The sequence below is a fragment of the Mesorhizobium sp. L-8-3 genome (assembly GCF_016756615.1).
GTDB lineage: Bacteria > Pseudomonadota > Alphaproteobacteria > Rhizobiales > Rhizobiaceae.
In genome coordinates this window covers 5,166,941-5,186,936 of the sequence record NZ_AP023262.1, presented here as the reverse complement: position 1 = coordinate 5,186,936, position 19,996 = coordinate 5,166,941, and the positions used below count along the sequence as shown (strand labels likewise).

The window sequence follows — 19,996 nt, the reverse complement described above, 5'->3', positions numbered from 1 at the left end:
CCGGGCACGACCGCAACCACAGGGCAAGCGCGTCATTGGCGGCCAAGCAGGGTCGCCGTGATGCGCATTCGAGGCAACATGACCAATCCCAACAAGAACGTCTCCGCAGGAAATGTCGTTTTCGCCAATGATGCGCCGCTGGCGCTCATCGCCGGGCCCTGCCAGCTGGAATCGCGGCAGCACGCCTTCGATATGGCGGGGGCGATCAAGGACATGACCGGCCGGCTGGGCATAGGCTTCGTCTACAAGACCAGCTTCGACAAGGCCAACCGCACGTCGCTCTCAGGGCAGCGTGGCGCCGGGCTCGACGCCGCCCTGACTGTTTTCGCCGATCTGCGCAAGGAATTCGACCTGCCGGTGCTGACGGACGTCCATACTGCGGAGCAGTGCGCCATCGTCGCCGACGTCGTCGACATACTGCAGATCCCGGCCTTCCTGTCGCGCCAGACCGATCTCTTGGTGGCTGCCGCCGAAACCGGCAAGATCGTCAATGTAAAGAAGGGCCAGTTCCTGGCGCCTTGGGACATGAAGAACGTCGTGGCCAAAGTCACCGGCTCCGGCAATCCGAACGTTCTGGTCACCGAACGGGGCGCTTCCTTCGGCTACAACACGCTGGTTTCCGACATGCGTTCGCTGCCGATCATGGCCGAGATCGGCGCTCCGGTGATCTTCGACGCCACGCATTCCGTGCAGCAACCGGGCGGCAAGGGCGGCTCCACGGGCGGTGAACGCCGCTTCGTCGAGACGCTTGCACGCGCCGCGGTGGCTGTCGGCATCGCCGGTGTCTTCATCGAGACCCACCAGGATCCCGACAACGCGCCATCGGACGGCCCGAACATGGTGCCCCTCCACGAGATGCCAGCTTTGCTTGAAAGACTTATGGCTTTCGACCGGGTCGCAAAGGCATGACGCGAATATTCTTGGCGGTACTTGAGCCGCTCTTCGTGCGGCGGTAGTCTTTCGTTCCCTGCAGCCATAGCGGAGGAGCACAGCGATGGCCGTCGCCCGGGTTACCGAAATCACCGCGTCGTCGAAGAAGAGTTTCGAGGATGCCATCGAAGAGGGCATCGCCCGCGCCGCCAAGACGCTCAAGAATGTCGAGGGCGCCTGGATCCAGGATCAGAAAGTCGTGGTCGAGGGTGGCAAGATCGCCGAGTACCGCGTCAACATGAAGGTCACCTTCATCCTCGTCGACTGAAATCGCGTTCGGCCAAGGCGGCCGAATTGTCGGAACCATCCGGCCGCGTCTCCATTGTCCCCACTGACAAAACGGACAAGAGGAGCAAAGCATGACAACGCTTTCCGGACATACCGACGCTATCACCGCCTCGCGGGTCATGGGCACGAATGTCTACAACACCGAGGGCAAGCAGATCGGCACGATCGAGGACATCATGCTCGAAAAAATGTCGAACGGTATCATGTTTGCCGTTATCGGCTTTGGCGGCTTCGTCGGCATCGGCGAGAAATATCACGCCGTCCCGTGGTCCATGTTGGACTACGACAGGAGTATGGGCGGCTATGTCGTGCCGCTCACCCGCGAACAGCTCGAGGCGGCTCCCGCCTATGACATCAACGAGCTTACCCGCGACGACGGCCATATGGCTCGCGACGCATCCTTCGCCTACTACAAGGTGAAGCCATACTGGCAGTAAGGTTGGAATGCCCACGGAAACGGCCCTTGACGGGGCCGTTCCGTGTGCCGCGTTCAGTCGTGAGGCTGAATCACCGATATCGGCAGTGAACCTTGAGAAGGTTGTGGATCGCACGACGTCAGGAATGCCGCCGCGATGAAAATCAAACTCAGAATGCCGCTCAACTCGGACATGGCGAAACTCCCTCGGTTTCGCCCCACGCGAATCTGATGATAGCGCCCAACGTCGCCTGCACACCGATAAATTGTGGTGTCGTCGGGTTTCCTTTCGTGAATCGAGCCCAGAGCCGGCGTTGACGGCCGTCAGTCGGACAATGGATACGGGGAGGGCACACCGATGCGGACAATCCGCGAAAAATCGGGCGAAAGCCCGGCCGCCTGGGCGCGCGAGTCGATGTGGGAGGCCGCACGCAGCGCCTCGAGCGACAGCCCGCCCGTCAGGGCGCCCCTGTCATAGGCATAGTCGGGCAAATAGCCGTTCACGATGAGCCGCCAGTCGAAGGGCACGGTGTCGCCGACCGCGCGCATCATCTTCACGATCGTCGTCGTGCAGTTGGTCGTGATCGAATTGTAGAATCGGGGTTCGGTGGCAAGCTCGTTGGAGTCGCCCACATATTCGAGGAGAAGTGCCTTCGCGGCTTGTGGAGGGACCCGCAGCCGGTAGAGCTGAACGTCTTCCTTGCGGAAGTTCGACCGAACGCCGACCACGTCGCGCTCGTCCGCGGCGACGATGACGAGCGGATTGCTCTTGAACAGGTCGCCGACCGGCGAGAACTTGCCTGCCGTATCGCGCCGCACTTCGATCGACCAGGCGAGATAGTCTCCACCCTCGAAGCCGAAGCTCAGTATGACATGGGCCATTTCCGGTCCCGCCCAGTAGGACAGGAAGAGATCGAGGGTGCGCAGCTTGCCGAGGTCGTAGCTGCGCGTGGCCCAGCGGGGCGTGAAGTCCGTTGCGCTGTGCCACGCGAAGTCGCGGACATTGGTCAGCGTCAGGACGTCGCCATCGACGGTGCCGGTAACCTGACGAGCGACTTCGGGCGCCCAGTCGCCCTGTGCCGGTGGCTTGATGCTGCTCCACCAGAGAAGCAGGGCACCGAAGGCGATCGCGAAGGCGACGAGCATCGGCAAGCGAAGACGACTGAAAAGCGCGGCGACCGTGCCGAGTCCGAACAAGCCGGCGAGGCCGGCGGCCAGCCCATTGACGGGCTCGGAAGCAGGCAGCCGGTACCACAGGGCCAGCGCGGCCCAGACAGTGATGCCGGCCACGGCCAGCATCAGGATCGTGGTTGAAAAAGCCCGCGCGGCCCGACGCAATCCCGCCTCCCTCATCGGCGACTCATGAACCTTTTCAGCCTAGGGCCTTGCGAGCGCATACGACAATAAATCTCGCACCGCTGATTGCCTTTTGCGCTGCATTGTCTAAGACGGGCCCGGCCTTCCATCTGCTTCAATGAGGGGATTTCCTTGATATGACTGCCATTATCGAGATCGTAGGACGCGAGATCCTGGACAGCCGTGGGAACCCCACAGTGGAAGTCGATGTGATGCTCGAAGACGGCTCGATGGGCCGCGCCGCGGTTCCCTCCGGCGCCTCGACCGGCGCCCACGAGGCGGTGGAGTTGCGCGACGGTGGGCCGCGCTATCTGGGCAAGGGCGTGGAGCGCGCGGTCGAGGCCGTCAACGGCGAGATATTCGAGGCGATCGGCGGCATGGAGGCCGAGAACCAGATTCATATCGACCAGACCATGATCGAGCTGGACGGGACCGCCAACAAGAGCAGACTCGGCGCGAACGCCATTCTCGGCGTCTCGCTTGCGGTGGCGCGAGCCGCCGCGCAGGCGTCCGGCCTGCCGCTTTATCGCTATGTCGGCGGACCGAACGCTCGCGTGCTGCCGGTGCCGATGATGAACATCATCAACGGCGGCGCGCATGCCGACAACCCGATCGATTTCCAGGAGTTCATGATCATGCCGGTGGGAGCGCCGACGCTGCGCGACGCCGTGCGCTGGGGCTCCGAGATATTCCATACGCTGAAGAAGCGCCTCAAGGAGGCCGGCCATAATACCAATGTCGGCGACGAGGGCGGTTTCGCGCCCAATCTGAAGAGCGCACAGGCGGCGCTCGATTTCATCATGGAGTCGATCGACAGCGCCGGCTACAAGCCCGGCGAACAGGTGGCGCTGGCGCTGGACTGCGCGGCAACGGAGTTTTTCAAGGAAGGCAACTATGTCTATGAGGGCGAGCGCAAGACGCGCGACCCGAAGGCGCAGGCCAAATATCTTGCCAAGCTCGCGGCCGACTATCCGATCATTTCGATCGAGGACGGCATGGCCGAGGACGACTGGGACGGCTGGAAGGCGCTGACCGACCTCGTCGGCAAGAAGACCCAGCTCGTGGGCGACGACCTCTTCGTTACCAATTCCGCGCGTCTGCGCGACGGCATCCGCATGGGCGTCGGTAATTCGATCCTGGTCAAAGTCAACCAGATCGGCTCGCTGACCGAGACGCTCGACGCAGTCGAGACGGCGCACAAGGCCAATTACACGGCGGTGATGTCGCACCGGTCCGGCGAGACCGAGGATTCCACCATCGCCGACCTTGCCGTCGCGACCAATTGCGGACAGATCAAGACGGGCTCCCTCGCACGCTCCGACCGGCTGGCGAAATACAACCAGCTCATCCGCATCGAGGAGGAGCTCGGCAACCAGGCGCGCTACGCGGGCACGAGCATCCTGAAAGGGTGAGGGCTGCAGTCTGCCCTTGCTCGCAGGGCTGGTGAGGCTTTCAAAGGGGCGCTGAGGCGCCCCGTTTCCTTTGGCAGGTTCTGCTCGCCGTCTATCCGAAACAAGGGCCCCCTCGACCTCGTAACCTGCCATTAATCATGACGAGGCAATGATGGCGCCGAAAAGGATGCGCCTATGTGGACACGCCAGCACAAGAAGAGAAACACCGGCAGGCTGATCGTCCCGACCATCTCGGCCGCCTTCCTCGCCTATTTCGGCTTCCATGCCTATAATGGCGAATTCGGCATCTACTCCCGCTACCGGCTCGAGGCTCGCACCGTCGAGTTGCAGGCGCAGCTGGACGCCTTGAAGGCTCGCCGCGTCGAGCTCGAGCGCCGTGTTCAGCTCCTGCATGACGGGACCCTCGAGAAGGACATGCTCGACGAGCAGGCCCGACGGGCTCTGAACCTTTCGCATGCCGACGAGATAACCATCATGCGGCCTCGCCCGGGCGCGAATTAACTGAAATCTGATTAAGTCTAATTATCCCTGCAATTATAAACACTTAGCGCGCATATCAGCCATGCGATTTTCCGCATGGCCGAAGTGCGGCCGGCATGTTAGCTTTCCCTCAGATCTGTGGGGAGGACATGATCTTCGATCTCCCCGCCATGTCCGCGAAGAGACAGTCACAGGGAGTGATGAATGGCGACTGCCGCTAAGAAGGCGCCGGCGAAATCCAAGCCGGACGCGAAGTCCTCAACCGCGCTTTCAGCGCCGAAACCGGCCGAGTTCACCAAGCAGGAAGAGCTTTCCGCCTATCGCGGGATGCTGCTGATCCGGCGCTTCGAGGAGAAGGCCGGCCAGCTCTACGGCATGGGCTTCATAGGCGGTTTCTGCCATCTCTACATCGGCCAGGAGGCCGTGGTGACCGGCCTGAAGATGGCGATGGTCGACGGCGACCAGATGATCACCGCCTATCGCGACCATGGCCACATGCTCGCCATGGACATGTCGCCGCGCGGCGTGATGGCGGAGCTGACCGGCCGCAGGGGTGGCTACTCCAAGGGCAAGGGCGGCTCCATGCACATGTTCTCCAAGGAGAAGAACTTCTACGGCGGTCATGGCATCGTCGGCGCCCAGGTCTCGCTCGGCACCGGACTCGCCTTCGCCAACCGCTATCGCGAGAACAAGAACGTGTCGCTGACCTTCTTCGGCGACGGCGCGGCGAACCAGGGCCAGGTCTATGAGAGCTTCAACATGGCCTCTCTGTGGAAGCTGCCCGTCATCTACGTCATCGAGAACAACCGCTATGCCATGGGCACCTCGGTTGCCCGCTCGTCGGCCGAGACGGACTTCTCCCACCGCGGCGCTTCCTTCCGCATTCCCGGCATCCAGGTCGACGGCATGGACGTGCGCGCGGTCAAGTCCGCGGGCGAGTTGGCGCTCGAGCATTGCCGCTCCGGCGCCGGTCCGATCATCCTCGAAATGCAGACCTATCGCTATCGCGGCCATTCGATGTCCGACCCGGCCAAGTACAGGTCGAAGGACGAAGTGCAGAAGATGCGCTCCGAGCATGATCCGATCGAGCAGGTGAAGGCGCGGCTGATCGCCAAGAAATGGGCCAGCGAGGACGACCTCAAGGCCATCGACAAGGAGGTGCGCGACATCGTGGCCGATTCCGCCGATTTCGCTCAGACTGATCCGGAGCCGGATGCATCCGAGCTCTGGACCGACGTGACGCTCTGAGGGAGGCAGGGATATGCCGATCGAAATTCTGATGCCCGCGCTCTCGCCGACGATGGAAGAGGGCAACCTGTCGAAATGGCTGAAAAGCGAGGGTGACAAGATCACCGCCGGTGACGTCATCGCCGAGATCGAGACCGACAAGGCCACCATGGAAGTCGAAGCCGTCGACGAGGGCACCCTGGGCAAGATCCTGGTGCCGGCCGGCGCCGAAGGGGTCAAGGTGAACACGCCGATCGCCGTGCTGCTGCAGGATGGCGAGGCCGTCGGCGACATCGGCAAGGCCAAGGCGCCGGAAGCCGCGCTGGCCAAGCCTGAAGCGGCGCCCCCCGCCGCCGAGGGGAAGGCGCCCGCGCCTGTTCCGGCGGCTCCCAAGGTGGACGCGGCGGCGGATCCCGACGTTCCCGCCGGAACGGAGATGGTGACCATGACCGTGCGCGAGGCGCTGCGCGACGCCATGGCCGAAGAGATGCGGCGCGATCCCGATGTCTTCGTGATGGGCGAGGAGGTCGCCGAATACCAGGGCGCCTACAAGATCACGCAGGGGCTGTTGCAGGAGTTCGGACCGCAGCGCGTGGTCGACACCCCGATCACCGAGCACGGCTTTGCCGGTGTCGGCGTCGGCGCGGCGATGGCCGGCCTGAAGCCGATCGTCGAATTCATGACCTTCAACTTCGCCATGCAGGCGATCGACCAGATCGTCAATTCCGCGGCCAAGACGCTCTATATGTCCGGTGGCCAGATGGGCGCGCCGATCGTCTTCCGCGGCCCCAACGGCGCGGCCGCCCGCGTCGCGGCCCAGCACAGCCAGGACTATGCCGCCTGGTACGGGCACATCCCCGGCCTCAAGGTCGTGGTGCCTTTCAGCGCGGCCGACGCCAAGGGCCTGCTCAAGGCCGCGATCCGCGATCCCAACCCGGTGATCTTCCTCGAGAACGAGATCCTCTACGGTCACACCTTCGAGGTGCCGAAGCTCGACGATTTCGTGCTGCCGATCGGCAAGGCGCGCATCCACAAGCCGGGCAGGGACGTGACGATCGTCTCCTTCGGCATCGGCATGACCTATGCCGTCAAGGCCGAAGCTGAACTGCGCGGGATGGGGATCGACGCCGAGATCATCGACCTGCGGACGATCCGGCCGATGGATCTCGACACGATCGTGGCGTCGGTCAAGAAGACCAACCGCCTGGTCGTTGTCGAGGAGGGCTTCCCGCAGTCCTCCGTCGGCGACTTCATCGCCAACCAGGTTTCGCAGCGCGCATTCGACCATCTCGACGCCCCGGTAATCACCGTCGCCGGCAAGGACGTGCCGATGCCCTATGCGGCGAACCTGGAAAAGCTCGCTTTGCCAAATGTCGGCGAGGTTGTCGCGGCGGTGAAAGCCGTCACTTACCGCTAGGCCCGGGGAGGGAGCCATGCCGATCAACATCACCATGCCCGCCCTCTCGCCCACGATGGAGGAGGGCAACCTGTCAAAATGGCTGGTCAAGGAAGGCGACCATGTCTCGCCGGGCGACGTGATCGCCGAGATCGAGACGGACAAGGCCACTATGGAAGTCGAGGCGGTCGATGAGGGCACCGTCGCCAGGATCGTCGTTCCGGCAGGCACGGAAGGCGTCAAGGTCAATGCGCTCATTGCCATCCTCGCCGGCGAGGGCGAGGATGCGGGCGCGGCCGCGAAGGGTGACGGCGCGGCCAAGCCAGCCGCCGAACCCGCCAAGGCCGAGCCCGCCAAAAGCGAGCCGGCCAAGGCTGAAGCTCCGGCGCCTGCGGCCAAGCCGGCCGGCAACGGCGCGGCAGGTCCGGTCGAGGCCGCCAAGCCTGCGGCATCGAGCGGCGACGGCAATCGCGTCTTCGCCTCGCCCCTGGCTCGCCGCATCGCCAAGGACGCCGGCCTCGACGTTTCGGCGATCGCCGGGTCGGGACCGCACGGTCGCGTCGTGAAGGCCGACGTGGAAGCCGCCATCGCCGGTGGCGGCGCCAGGCCCGCCGCCGAGGCCAAGGCTCCCGCCGCTGCGCCGGTTCCGAGCCCTGCGCCCGCGGCGAAGCCGATGTCGGACGAAGCGGTCCTGAAGCTGTTCGAGCCCGGCTCCTACGAGCTCGTGCCGCACGACAATATGCGCAAGACCATCGCGCGCCGTCTGGTCGAGGCCAAGAGCAGCGTTCCACATTTCTACCTGACACTCGACTGCGAAATCGATGCGCTGCTCGCCTTGCGCAAGCAGCTCAACGACGCCGCACCGATGGTCAAGACGGAGAAGGGCGACGCTCCAGCCTACAAGCTTTCCGTCAACGACATGATCATCAAGGCGATGGCGATGGCGCTGATGGCCGTGCCGGATGCCAATGCGTCGTGGACGGAAGGCGCGATGGTGAAGCACAAGCGTGCCGATGTCGGCGTCGCCGTGTCCATTCCCGGCGGACTGATCACGCCGATCGTGCGCAAGGCCGACCAGAAGACCCTGTCGGTCATCTCCAACGAGATGAAGGACCTCGCAGCCCGGGCGAAAACCCGCAAGCTGAAGCCCGAGGAATATCAGGGCGGCACGACCGCGGTCTCCAATCTCGGCATGTTCGGCGTCAAGGATTTCGCTGCCGTCATCAACCCGCCGCATGCGACGATCCTGGCGGTCGGCGCAGGCGAGGAGAGGGCTGTCGTCCGGAATGGCGAGATCAAGGTCGCCAACATGATGTCGGTCACGCTCTCGACGGACCATCGCGCCGTCGACGGCGCGCTCGGCGCCGAGCTTCTCGGAGCCTTCAAGCGCTACATCGAGAGCCCCATGGGAATGCTGGTCTAGGACGGGGCGCTGCCGCGGCGGTCCGAGCTCCGGACCGCTCCGCCGGCGCGGCCTCCTCCGCGCCCGGTTTTCGTGGCAACGCCCGACAGCGTCCACCGCTTGCGCCGGACCGCAACGGCGGCTCTTATGTCTTTTCCGCAGCGGCCCGACGCGGCGGCCCAAGGATCGGATCGAGGGGGAGTTCGGACGATGAAGACGGTTCTGTGTTACGGGGACTCGCTGACCTGGGGCTACAATGCCGAGGGCCCGTCCAGGCATGCCTATCAGGATCGCTGGCCGAGCGTTCTGCAGGCGGAGCTCGGCACCAGCGCGCACGTCATCCCTGACGGCCTCAACGGCCGCACGACGGCCTTCGATGACAATCTCGCCGGCGAGGATCGCAACGGCGCGCGTACCTTGCCGGTCGCGCTCGGTACCCATTCGCCGCTCGACCTGGTGATCATCATGCTCGGCGCCAACGACATGAAGCCGTGGATCCACGGCAACGCCTTCGTCTCCAGGCACGGCATGGCCCGGCTTGCCCAGATCGTTCGTACGCACCCCTATCAGCTTGCCGCGCCCGCTCCGAAGCTGATCATCGTCTCCCCGCCCGCCGTGTCGCGTACGGATAACGTCGATTTCGCGCAGGCCTTCGCCGGCGGCGAAGGCGCGTCGCAGCATCTGGCAACCCAGTACGCGGCGCTCGCGCGGGAAATCGGCTGCGATTTCTTCGACGCCGGCACTGTCGCCCGGACGACGCCGCTCGACGGCGTGCATCTGGACGCCGAGAACACGCGCGCCATCGGCAAGGCGCTGGCGCCGCTGGTGCGCCGCGCGCTGGACCTCTGATCTTGGCGGGAGAGCTCATCATGCGGCGCGCCGAAAGGCGCGACGCGGCCGAACTGGCGATCCTGGTCGATATCGCCTCGCACGGCTTCGCCTCCTGGTTCTGGTACGGGGCGGTGCTGGACGGCAGTCTCGACACGGCGATGGAGAAGGGCCGCATGAGGATGCGGGACGATCCGGCGGAAGGATGGCAGGGCGCGGTGGTCGCCGAATGGAAGGGCGACCTCGCGGGTGCCCTGATCGCCTATCAGATCGGCGAGAGCCTGCGCGACATGCCCGCGCCCCATCCGGTCGTGGAGCCCATCCTTGCGCTGCAGCGGCAGGTGATCGGCAACCGTTTCGTCGACAGCCTCGGCGTCTACCGCGAGCATCGCGGCAAGGGCATCGGTCGAGCCCTGCTCGCCCAGGAGCTTCGCGAGTCGGGAGAGGTGCCGACCAGCCTGATCACCGAAAACCACAACGAGACTGCCCTGTCGCTCTATCGATCGAGCGGTTTTCTCGAAGTGTCGCGCGCGGCTGCCGTCCCGCTTTCCGCGGACCACAAAAGACATGACTGGGTGCTGCTCACCCGAAACCCCGCATAGACGGAGACAGGAAGCATCATGGCCGAAAACTACGACGTGATCATCATCGGTTCGGGGCCTGGCGGTTACGTGACCGCGGTGCGCTCGGCCCAGCTCGGCTTCAAGACGGCGATCGTCGAGCGCGAGCATCTGGGCGGCATCTGCCTCAACTGGGGCTGCATCCCGACAAAGGCGCTGCTGCGTTCGGCCGAGATCATGCACTATGCCGAGCACGCGAAGGATTACGGCCTGAAGATCGACGGCACGGTGTCGGCCGACGTCGCCGCCGTCGTAGACCGCTCGCGCAAGGTCTCCCTGCGGCTCAACGGCGGTGTCGCCTTCCTGATGAAGAAGAACAAGGTCGACGTGATCTGGGGCGAGGCCAAGCTCACCAAGCCCAATGAGATCGTCGTCTCCAAGACGGCGAAGAAGCCTATGGAGCCGCAGCCGGCCGCGCCCAAGAGCACCAAGGGCGAGGGCACCTACACGGCCAAGCACATCATTCTCGCCACCGGCGCCCGGCCGCGCGTGCTGCCCGGCCTGGAACCGGACGGCAAGCTGATCTGGACCTATTTCGAGGCGATGGTGCCCAAGGAGATGCCGAAGTCGCTGCTGGTCGTCGGCTCCGGCGCGATCGGTATCGAGTTCGCATCCTTCTATCGCACCATGGGCGCCGAAGTGACCGTCGTCGAAGTGCTGCCGGCCGTCATGCCTGTCGAGGACGCGGAAGTTTCGGCCTTCGCCAGGAAGCAGTTCGAGAAGCAGGGCATGAAGATCCTGCTCGAGGCCAAGGTCGCCAAGGTCGACAAGGGCGCCAACTCGGTTACCGCCCATGTCGAGCTGAAGGACGGCAAGATCGAGAAGATCACCGCCGACCGGATGATCTCTGCGGTGGGGGTGCAGGGCAATATCGAGAATCTGGGCCTGGAGGCGCTCGGCGTGAAGACCGACCGCGGCGCCGTCGTCACCGACGGCTACGGCCGGACGAGCGTCCCCGGCATATACGCGATCGGCGACGTCGCAGGCCCGCCCTTGCTCGCCCACAAGGCGGAGCATGAAGGCGTGATCTGCGTCGAGAAGATCGCCAATGTGCCCGGCGTGCACGCGCTCGACAAGTCGGTGATCCCCGGCTGCACCTATTGCAACCCGCAGGTCGCATCCGTCGGCCTGACCGAGCAGAAGGCGAAGGCCGAGGGTCGCGACATACGCGTCGGCCGCTTCCAGTTCGGCGCCAACGGCAAGGCGATAGCGCTCGGCGAGGACCAGGGTTTCGTCAAGACGATCTTCGACAAGAAGACCGGCCAGTTGCTGGGCGCGCATATGATCGGCGCCGAAGTCACCGAACTGATCCAGGGTTTCGTCGTGGCGATGAACCTCGAAACGACCGAGGAAGAGTTGATGCATACGGTCTTCCCGCATCCGACGTTGTCGGAAATGATGAAAGAGAGTGTGCTCGACGCCTACGGGCGTGTGCTCAACGCATAGGCCGGGCGCATTTGGAGGTCTGTTTCGCATCGCCGTTATGAACTATATGCGGGAAAGTGCGGACAAGGAGGCACCTCGTGGAACAAAGCTACGGCATTCTCGCCATGCCGGGTGTCGGCTTCTTCGGCATGCTCGTGATCGGCTTCCTGGCCGGCTGGGTTGCGGAACGGACGATGAATCGGGACCACGGGGTACTGACCAACATTCTGGTGGGCATTGCCGGCTCCTTCGTCGGCGGCACGCTTGCCGGCCTGGTCGGCATCCGGTTCTACGGATTCCTCGGCAGCCTGATCGTGGCGATCGTCGGCGCGATCCTCATTCTCTGGCTCTTCGGGCGCTCGCAATCGAGCCGGCCCCAACAGGACTGACATGGTAACGCTCCTCGATACGTTGAACCGGCCGCGGCCGCGGCATCCGGAAAAGGCCCACCGGCCCGACCAGGAAGTGCTGCGAAAGCCCGACTGGATTCGCGTCAGGGCGCCGGTGTCGCGCGGCTATCAGGAAACCCGCGAGATCGTGAAGTCGCATGGCCTCGTGACCGTGTGCGAAGAAGCCGGCTGCCCGAACATCGGCGAGTGCTGGGACAAGAAGCACGCCACCTTCATGATCATGGGCGAGATCTGCACGCGGGCCTGCGCCTTCTGCAACGTGGCGACCGGCATTCCGACGCCGCTCGATCCCAACGAGCCGGACAGCGTGGCCAAGGCGGTCGCCAAGATGGGGCTTTCCCATGTGGTCATCACCTCGGTGGACCGCGACGACCTGGCCGACGGCGGCGCTCAGCACTTCGCCGACGTCATCCACGCCATCCGTGCGGCCGCACCCGGCACCACGATCGAGATCCTGACGCCCGACTTTCTGCGCAAGGACGGCGCGCTGGAAGTGGTCGTGGCGGCCAAGCCCGACGTCTTCAACCACAATCTGGAGACCGTGCCGTCGAACTATCTGACGGTGCGCCCCGGCGCGCGCTACTTCCATTCGATCCGGCTGCTCCAGCGCGTGAAGGAGATCGACCCGTCGATCTTCACCAAATCGGGCATCATGGTGGGGCTCGGCGAGGAGCGCAACGAGGTGCTGCAGCTCATGGACGACCTGCGCACGGCCGGTGTCGACTTCATGACCATCGGCCAGTACCTGCAGCCGAGCAAGAAGCACCACCCGGTGAAGAAGTTCGTCACGCCCGACGAGTTCAAGTCCTATGAGACGATCGCCTATACCAAGGGTTTCCTCGTCGTCGCTTCAAGCCCGTTGACTCGCTCCTCGCACCATGCCGGAGACGATTTCGCCAAGCTTAGGGCGGCGCGTGAAGCGCAGCTGAAGAAAAGCATGTAAAGCCTTCTTTTCATGCCGCAATTCGAAACCGTCAGGAACACCCGACACACTGTGGATGAGATGTTCGCGCTGGTCGCGGACATCGAAAGCTACCCCGAATTCCTGCCGCTCTGCGAAGCGCTGACGGTGCGGTCCCGGCGCGAGCGCGACGGCCGGGTCATGCTCGTGGCCGACATGACGGTCGGCTACAAGGCGATCCGCGAGACCTTCTCGACGCAGGTGCTGCTGAAGCCGGACGAGAAGTCGATCGAGGTGAAATATCTCGAGGGTCCTTTCAAATACCTCACCAACACATGGGCCTTCACCCCGGCGACGCCGTCGGGCTGCGACGTGCATTTCTACATCGAATACGAGTTCAAGAGCCGGGTGCTCGGCGCGCTGATGGGCGCCATGTTCGACCGTGCCTTCCGCATGTTCACCGACGCCTTCGAGAAACGTGCCAACGCGATCTACGGCGCGCCGGCCTGATCCGATCGGGCCTTCGCTTCGCGCGAGCCCATGGCCGGCACCAATTCCACCACCAAGCGTCCGACGCCCGGAACCTGCCAGTAGCATCCTCCGCAAAGCCCGCGTCCTGTAAAGAACTGGATTTTTGCAGGACAACTGCCATGTTGGCCGTTCCGGCACGAGTGCAAAGCAAAGCACAAAGCCAACGGTGCCGACACAAATTCTGCCGGACAGGCGCAATTCTCTCAAAGTGAAACTGAGCGTCGGAAATTCCGCCGGCCGGAGGAGAATGTCAACGGCAAACCGACGCGGCAAACCGGTGGGTCATCAAAATGTGAAAATCGGCCGATAGCCGCAGACGGCGTCAGGGACGTCCCGCCGAAACACGGCGCCATTCTTCTCCGAGGGAGGGAAGCAAAAGCGACCCTGGACCCAAAGACGGTCGATCAAGACGCCGCCCCGCCCGGAAAGGTCGCCGCTTTTGCGGCCTGTCCGGCGCCACAATCGGCCATGCTTGACGGCGGGCCCGGTCAATCCGCGACGACGTCCCAGTTCTGGCCGGGGTTGAACCGCTTGATCCCTGTCGCGATGGTTTCGGTCTCCTCGCCAAGATCGGCCTCGTAGACGACGCCGTTCCAGTTGACGACGAAAGTGTGGACACCCGTTTCGCCATACTTCACCGGCCAGGCCACCAGCCCGAACCCGGCGATCATGTTGCCGTTGATGACGTAGTCGTAACGCCCTCGGCGATTGTCGCCCTGGCGGGTCAGAACGCGGAAGCGATAGCCGAAATAGCCTTCGCCCTGCCTCGCCTTACCCAATGCCGCCTGATCGGCGAACTCGCCGATCAGGCCTTCGCCATCGCCCTACACGGCGGCGCCCCCTATCATGTAGTTCAATCGCGACGGCGCACATCGTTCCCCGGGAGCGATGACCGTCGGCCCATGGGAGACCTACGTTTCCGCGTGCAGTTCTGCCGCTGACCAGCATTTCCGATTTCAAGGTGCCGGGATCTCCGGATGCTCAGTTCGCGCCTCTCCACCGTTTGGTGCCCGATCGAGCCGTGCCAAGCTTCTCCCGGCGCGACGTCGGTAGAGCGGGGGATGGGCCCTGGGGTGAACTGACGGCGGGCCGTGCAGCTACTCCCGCATGAATGTCTGAACTTCCTCGGGCGTCACCCTGCCGTCTTTGTCGACGTCCACTTTGTCGAATATCCGCTTGTGGATGGTCGTCAATTCATCGAAGGAAATCCCACCGTCTCCATTCGTGTCGGCGATGGCGAACCCGATCTTCATCATCTGCCCGCGCATGGGCATCATCGGCATGCCCCCCATCATGCCGGGCTGCATCATGCCACCCATCATACTTTGGCCCATCATGCCCTGGGCCATCATCCCGGGAGGCATCATGCCGCCTTGGCCGGGCTGCGCACTCTGTTCGGCCGTAGCCGGTGGCGCCGCCTGTGCGAGCGCCGCATCGGGGTGGTGGGGATCGGTCGCGGTCGTTTGCGCGACCGCCGCAATCGACATCCCGGCAGAGATAGCAGTGGCAAGTGCGGCCACGCGCATCAGTGAGATCGACGTCATTGGATTCTCCCTATTCTAGAGCCACCAGGTCATTGGCAGCGGCTCGCGGCCTGATTGGTTCGTGGTTCTTCGCCAGCTAGCAGTCTGGCGATACATTCCACTGACAAGCTCCAGCATAGGCGAAAGGCGATAGGGCGAAGTTGCGTTAGATCAATTGCTCCGCCTGGCAAATGATGACGACCTTCGCCTGCAACGCGTGAGCCAGCGTCTTGCCGCCGAAAGCCGTTGCGCGCGGAGAGCCGCGCAACGTTGTCAGCACAATCTGGTCCGATGGACCGACGCGGTCCAAAGCGACACTGTCGTCTGGCCGCCGCTCCCAGGCGGCGTGTCTGGCAAAGGGAAACAAGCATGTCAGTCAGCTGCCGACATTCTCCCATACGCTTCTGGCATGGCCGAGCGCCGAGCCGCCACCCGAAACCGCCGGTGAACTTGTCTTGGGATCTGGCGAATGAGGGCAGTTCGCACCGTGGATTTGATCTCTCTCAAAGTGTTTCCGTTCCCGTTCGGGTTAAATGGTCCTTCGCAAACTGGTCCGAAGGTATCGGAGGACGCAAGATGAGCGATATGAAAGCCAGTGCCGTGATCATTTTGGCCCAGCTCTCGGTTTTTGCTGCCGCGCCATTGTCTCATGCGCGGGCGGATGCATCCCCGCCGGACGCGTACGGCTCCTGTGACGTAACGATTCATGTCACGGAGGAAGCCGAGAAACGCCTGGGTGGAGCGTCGTACGAAGGACCGCTCGAAAGCGCTGATGTTGTACCGGAACCTAAGGCTGCGATGCCTGGAATGGCTGGCGCGCACGAAGTCCACATAGGCCAGCACGGAGGTGTGTTCTTCATGGCCCCGAACAAAATCAATCATTTGGAGGCTAAGTATTCGGAGGATTGCGGTATGCTGCTCTTTATATACAACGCCTTCACCGAGCCGATCAGTGTGGGGCGTTTTCAAGCGTCTTACAGGATCATCCCCGAAGACGACAGAGAATGGGACAAGGAGGTCGTTCGCTTTCTTTCACCAATAGCTGAAGGCACCGTTCTTCAAGCAAGCGGCGAACACGATATCAAGGGGCCGTACAAGATTGAACTGTATGTGAAGTTTCCTGAAAGTGACGACGCTGAAATGTTCAACATACCGGTCGGACAAACTGTCCATTGAGGTGTGGCAGACTTCCGCCGCTGGGCATTGGGTTGCGCAGCTGGCCTTCGTGTCAGAAAGGATCCTTTGTGGGAAAGGGTGCCCCCCTTAGCGCAGCCAGCGCTTTTTCGCCGGTCAGGCTGATCGTCATGTTTGCGAGCAATGACCGCTACGACGTAACGCTCGACATCACGGTTCCCGGTCGAAACTCTCCAGCGCGGATCACCCTCGCCCATCGGCACCTGCAGTAACGCGCCGGAGACAACACCGCGGTTGATGGCTTCGATGCCAATATTTCGGCTCTTTCGCATCGCCTTCGAGGTCCTGAGATTCGTGATGGGGGATGCCTTGCGCCGGCTTCGTTTGCTTCCCGCGAAGCCAGGGCCACCCGAGCGGTTGCGGCACGCTCTCGAACGGCTGGGCACCACCTTCATCAAGTTCGGCCAGGCACTGAGCCTGCGCCGAGACCTATTGCCCGACAAGTACATCCTGGCCCTGCAGTCGCTGCAGGATCGCGTCTCCCCATTCCCCACGCGAGATGCAATTCAGGAGATCGAAACCGGCCTCGGGCGTCCTATCGCTCAAGTTTTTGCGGAATTCGACGAGAATCCGCTGGCGGCCGCCTCCGTTGCGCAAGTCCATACAGCACGTCTCCATGATGGACGGGAAGTCATCGTCAAGGTTCGCCGTGCTGGCCTTAAGGCGTCATCCGCGGATAACTACGTCGTAGGATCGGGATTTGGTTCGATGGTGTAGTTCCAGTCGCCGTGAAAGTCATGGCGTTTGAGCTTGATTGCCTGGAGCTTGGCATCCGAGACTTTGACGCCGGCCGGATAGGTGTTGGGATCGAGTTGGCAGCGTACGGTCAAGCCCGCCTCGGTGGTGGTCGCGGCGATCAGCTCGACGATGACCTTGTGACTGACCAGAGGCTTGCCGCGCCAGTTGGCGGTGATGAACGAGAACAGGCGGTGTTCGATCTTGTTCCACTTGCTGGTGCCCGGCGGCAGGTGACACACGGTGATCGGCATGTGCAGTTCGTCGGCGAGTTCCTGCAGTTGCAGTTTCCACAACCGCACCCGTGAGCCATTGCTGCCGCCCCCGTCGGCGGTGATCGTCAGGCGCGTAGCGTCGGGGTAGCGCTCGCGGCCCATTTGCACCCACCAACTGCGAATGGCGTTGATCGCGAAGGCCGCCGTGTCGTGATCGATGCCGACGCTGACCCAGCCGGTGTTGTCGGCAATATCGTAGACGCCGTAGGGGACGGCGCGCCCGAGCTCCGGGATGACGAAGTCGTGTACCCGCACCTGCGGCGGCGAGCCTTGGGGATGCCATTCGCGCCCGGCGTTCTTGAAGTCGCCGACCAGTTCCTTCTTCTTGGTGTCCACCGAGATCGCCGGTTCGCCGGCGGCCAGCGCCGCCTTCACCTGGTCGTTGATGTAGTGGAACTGGGCGTCGCGATCGGGATGGTTTGTCCCCTCGCGTGTCTTGCGGTTGGCCTGCAGCCGATAGCCGAGCTTGTGCAGGAGTTCCCACACCAGTGTGCGGCCGACCTGATGGCCCATGTCGCACAGCGCATGGGCGAGCTTGCTCAGGCTCTTGCAGGTCCAAAGCAGAGGTGACTGGGGATCGCCCCGCGTGTCGGGCTCGACCAGCGCCCGCAGATCGTCAATCAGGCTCGGATCCGTTGCGCTCTTCAATTTGCCGCCAGCCCCGGGCCGGCGCACCCGCCCAGGATCGATCACCTCGCCGTTGCGCACCTCGCGCAGCGCCCGGCCAATGGTGCTGGGGGCGATGCCGGTGGCGCGCGCCACCGCCGCGATCCCTCCGCGCCCCGCCGCCAGCGCCTCTGCCGCCGCAAAGCGCCGCCGAGACCGCTCGTCGAGCACTGGACGAAGCGTCTCAAACCGTTGGCGAATGGCTGATTCGTCGATCACACCGAGACGCTACAACCCGCTCCCCACAAACGGAATCCCACAACCAACCGCCCGTCATCACAATCGATTCATCAATCAACGAATGACGCCTAAGACCCAGATTGATCTTGATATGCGCGCCCTTCAGTGGTTCGCGCGCCTCGCAATCATGGCTATCCCGCGGCTGAGGCACTATCAGCCCCTACGAATCATCAGTGAAATCCGGGGCAACCTCGCCAGGGAAATCGACTTCCGCCGTGAAGCGCAAAACGTCAAACGCTTTGTCGCGGCTTTCGCCGAGTGGCCTACGCTCAAAATTCCAGATGTCGTCGAAGATCTCTTCTGCGAGACGGTGATTGTCCAGGAGCGGAGCGGCGGATTGCGGATCGAGGACCCTGCAGCCAGACCGGACGGACCTCGCCTTGCTCGGAATTTCGTCGAGGCATATCTGCATCAGATCTTCGTTTTGGGTGTGTTCCACGGCGATCCGCATCCCGGTAATCTCTTCATCACCAAAGATCGGCGCATCTGTTTTCACGATTTCGGACTGATCGGCTTTCTCGACCGGGCCACGCGCCGCAAGCTTGCCGCCTTCACCAGTGCCTTCATCCACCAGGACGCCGATTGGCTTCTCGACGCCTCGATTGATCTGGGTGTGCTGGGCGGCGAAATGGATCGCGGCGTGTTTCGGCGGGGGCTGGCAGAAATCCTTGCCGACTACGCCGGCCTGCCGCTCAAGGACTGGTCACTTGCCGAGGCCTTCCTGCGCATCACAAGGCTCGGGCGGGCGCAAAATGTCCTCGTCCCTCTCGATCTCCTCATCCTGATGCGAACCTTGTTTCTTGCCGAACATGCAGTGCGCATTCTCGACCCGGAATTCCAGCTGCTTGAAACCCTGCAGGCCAAGGGTCCGGAGGTGCTCAACGCCGCGATGGAGCAGGCGAACTGGATGGGCACATTCGACCGCCTGAAGCTCGACATGCTCACCGCGACGCAAGACCTGCCGCCCATGCTCAGGAGTTGGGTTCGGCAACTGATGGAAGAGGGTGGCGGTCTGAGTCTGAGTTTGCACGTCCGCGAGCTCAAGGATCTCAATGAGCATATAGACCGAAGCAGCAATCGGCTGGCACTCGGCCTTGTCACGCTGGGGCTCTATGTCGCCGGGTCGCTGCTGATGCAGCACAGCATAGGGCCGCGCATCTTCGGCGACTTCCCGCTGCTGGCGGCGTTCGCGTACCTCATCGCGCTCTGGTTCACTATCCGGCTCGTGCGGGCAATAGCGCAGTCAGGCAAGCTTTGATACGTCGAGGCAAGATGGCCAAGCGCGCCTTTAGCCACTGTGCCACCCGTATTTCAGAGACGAACGGGCTGATCCGCGCCGCGCAACTCCGAAAAGGCGATTTCGCAGCTGCGATTGATTTGCGTCAATGTGTTGTCCCCCGGTTTGTCAGATTGTGGCATGTGAGGAGTTTCGCACCATGTCCGTCAGATCATGGACAGTTTGGCCGCAAGGATGCCGGATTGCAGGGTGCATCGGCACAGCCGTTTTCATGCTGACGCTTGCGCTCCTGATGACTCCGATGCTTGGTCAGACGCGCGCCGTCGCCGGAAGTCTTAACGTCGACTTGACGACCATCACGAGGCAACAGAGCGCTCAGCCGAAGGGATCGCGCGGGCAGGCGGACGCAAGGGCAACATTGCAGGCGACCGCGGCCTCAACGGAGGCAATCTTTGCCAATGCCTCGGTTTCGGACGATCCCGGGTGCCCCGAAGAGGTAATCCAC

19 protein-coding genes and 2 pseudogenes are annotated in these 19,996 nt (G+C 63.1%); 17 read left to right on the top strand and 4 right to left on the bottom strand.

Going from position 1 to position 19,996, the window contains the following annotated elements:
- The first annotated feature begins 78 nt into the window (after positions 1-78).
- From kdsA to JN302_RS24050, 3 genes are all read left to right on the top strand, one after another.
- Positions 79-909: a 3-deoxy-8-phosphooctulonate synthase gene (gene kdsA / locus JN302_RS24060; protein ID WP_202305880.1), complete on the top strand. Its 831-nt coding sequence runs from the start codon at positions 79-81 to the stop codon at positions 907-909.
- Positions 910-994: 85 nt separating this feature from the next.
- Positions 995-1,198, top strand: coding sequence for a dodecin family protein (locus tag JN302_RS24055; RefSeq protein ID WP_202305878.1), 204 nt, complete (start codon positions 995-997; stop codon positions 1,196-1,198).
- 91 nt (positions 1,199-1,289) lie between these two features.
- Complete coding sequence (locus JN302_RS24050) at positions 1,290-1,655, top strand: PRC-barrel domain-containing protein (protein ID WP_202329396.1); 366 nt, start codon at positions 1,290-1,292, stop codon at positions 1,653-1,655.
- 302 nt (positions 1,656-1,957) lie between these two features.
- On the opposite strand, the gene JN302_RS24045 is transcribed toward JN302_RS24050, so the two are convergent.
- Entirely contained in the window at positions 1,958-2,971 is a 1,014-nt protein-coding gene (locus tag JN302_RS24045; protein WP_446720675.1) for an Lnb N-terminal periplasmic domain-containing protein, read from the bottom strand.
- A gap of 155 nt (positions 2,972-3,126) precedes the next feature.
- Here JN302_RS24045 and eno point away from each other — a divergent pair, with 155 nt between their 5' ends.
- The 11 genes from eno to JN302_RS23990 all read left to right on the top strand — a co-directional run bounded on the left by eno (position 3,127) and on the right by JN302_RS23990 (position 13,600).
- Complete coding sequence (gene eno / locus JN302_RS24040; protein WP_202305875.1) at positions 3,127-4,401, top strand: phosphopyruvate hydratase; 1,275 nt, start codon at positions 3,127-3,129, stop codon at positions 4,399-4,401.
- Between the two features lie 174 nt (positions 4,402-4,575).
- Positions 4,576-4,902: an FtsB family cell division protein gene (locus JN302_RS24035; RefSeq protein ID WP_202329395.1), complete on the top strand. Its 327-nt coding sequence runs from the start codon at positions 4,576-4,578 to the stop codon at positions 4,900-4,902.
- A gap of 183 nt (positions 4,903-5,085) precedes the next feature.
- Positions 5,086-6,129, top strand: a complete 1,044-nt coding sequence (pdhA, locus tag JN302_RS24030) for a pyruvate dehydrogenase (acetyl-transferring) E1 component subunit alpha (protein WP_202329394.1) — start codon at positions 5,086-5,088, stop codon at positions 6,127-6,129.
- Between the two features lie 13 nt (positions 6,130-6,142).
- Positions 6,143-7,525 carry a pyruvate dehydrogenase complex E1 component subunit beta gene (locus JN302_RS24025; protein WP_202329393.1) on the top strand — a complete coding sequence of 461 codons (1,383 nt, stop codon included), beginning with the start codon at positions 6,143-6,145 and terminating at the stop codon, positions 7,523-7,525.
- Between the two features lie 16 nt (positions 7,526-7,541).
- Positions 7,542-8,927, top strand: coding sequence for a pyruvate dehydrogenase complex dihydrolipoamide acetyltransferase (locus JN302_RS24020; RefSeq protein ID WP_202329392.1), 1,386 nt, complete (start codon positions 7,542-7,544; stop codon positions 8,925-8,927).
- A gap of 189 nt (positions 8,928-9,116) precedes the next feature.
- Entirely contained in the window at positions 9,117-9,755 is a 639-nt protein-coding gene (locus tag JN302_RS24015; protein ID WP_202329391.1) for an SGNH/GDSL hydrolase family protein, read from the top strand.
- A gap of 2 nt (positions 9,756-9,757) precedes the next feature.
- The gene (locus JN302_RS24010; protein ID WP_446720674.1) at positions 9,758-10,336 is read left to right on the top strand and encodes an N-acetyltransferase family protein; all 579 of its coding nucleotides are present in this window, start codon (positions 9,758-9,760) and stop codon (positions 10,334-10,336) included.
- A gap of 18 nt (positions 10,337-10,354) precedes the next feature.
- A complete protein-coding gene (gene lpdA / locus JN302_RS24005; protein WP_202329389.1) occupies positions 10,355-11,800 on the top strand; it encodes a dihydrolipoyl dehydrogenase in 1,446 nt (481 codons plus the stop codon).
- 77 nt (positions 11,801-11,877) lie between these two features.
- Positions 11,878-12,168, top strand: coding sequence for a GlsB/YeaQ/YmgE family stress response membrane protein (locus JN302_RS24000; protein ID WP_202305862.1), 291 nt, complete (start codon positions 11,878-11,880; stop codon positions 12,166-12,168).
- A 1-nt stretch (position 12,169) separates the two neighbouring features.
- Positions 12,170-13,132, top strand: coding sequence for a lipoyl synthase (gene lipA, locus JN302_RS23995; protein WP_202305861.1), 963 nt, complete (start codon positions 12,170-12,172; stop codon positions 13,130-13,132).
- Between the two features lie 12 nt (positions 13,133-13,144).
- On the top strand, positions 13,145-13,600 hold the full coding sequence (locus JN302_RS23990; RefSeq protein ID WP_202305860.1) for a type II toxin-antitoxin system RatA family toxin: 456 nt from the start codon (positions 13,145-13,147) through the stop codon (positions 13,598-13,600).
- Between the two features lie 509 nt (positions 13,601-14,109).
- On the opposite strand, the pseudogene JN302_RS23985 reads toward JN302_RS23990, so the two are convergent.
- Together JN302_RS23985 and JN302_RS23980 are read right to left on the bottom strand one after the other, a co-directional pair.
- Positions 14,110-14,445: pseudogene (locus tag JN302_RS23985) on the bottom strand (DUF2950 family protein); the annotation flags it as partial.
- A 273-nt stretch (positions 14,446-14,718) separates the two neighbouring features.
- Positions 14,719-15,165 carry an EF-hand domain-containing protein gene (locus JN302_RS23980; protein ID WP_202329388.1) on the bottom strand — a complete coding sequence of 149 codons (447 nt, stop codon included), beginning with the start codon at positions 15,163-15,165 and terminating at the stop codon, positions 14,719-14,721.
- Positions 15,166-15,720: 555 nt separating this feature from the next.
- On the opposite strand from JN302_RS23980, the gene JN302_RS23975 reads away from it, so the two are divergent.
- The gene (locus JN302_RS23975) at positions 15,721-16,320 is read left to right on the top strand and encodes a hypothetical protein (protein WP_202329387.1); all 600 of its coding nucleotides are present in this window, start codon (positions 15,721-15,723) and stop codon (positions 16,318-16,320) included.
- Between the two features lie 315 nt (positions 16,321-16,635).
- A pseudogene (locus tag JN302_RS23970) lies at positions 16,636-17,001 on the top strand (AarF/UbiB family protein); the annotation flags it as partial.
- Between the two features lie 17 nt (positions 17,002-17,018).
- On the opposite strand, the gene JN302_RS23965 reads toward JN302_RS23970, so the two are convergent.
- Positions 17,019-18,233 (bottom strand): ISAzo13 family transposase, encoded by a 1,215-nt coding sequence (locus JN302_RS23965; RefSeq protein ID WP_202329386.1) that lies wholly within the window; start codon positions 18,231-18,233, stop codon positions 17,019-17,021.
- Positions 18,234-18,315: 82 nt separating this feature from the next.
- Here JN302_RS23965 and JN302_RS23960 point away from each other — a divergent pair, with 82 nt between their 5' ends.
- On the top strand, positions 18,316-19,512 hold the full coding sequence (locus JN302_RS23960) for an ABC1 kinase family protein (protein WP_244845858.1): 1,197 nt from the start codon (positions 18,316-18,318) through the stop codon (positions 19,510-19,512).
- The last annotated feature ends 484 nt before the right edge of the window (positions 19,513-19,996 follow it).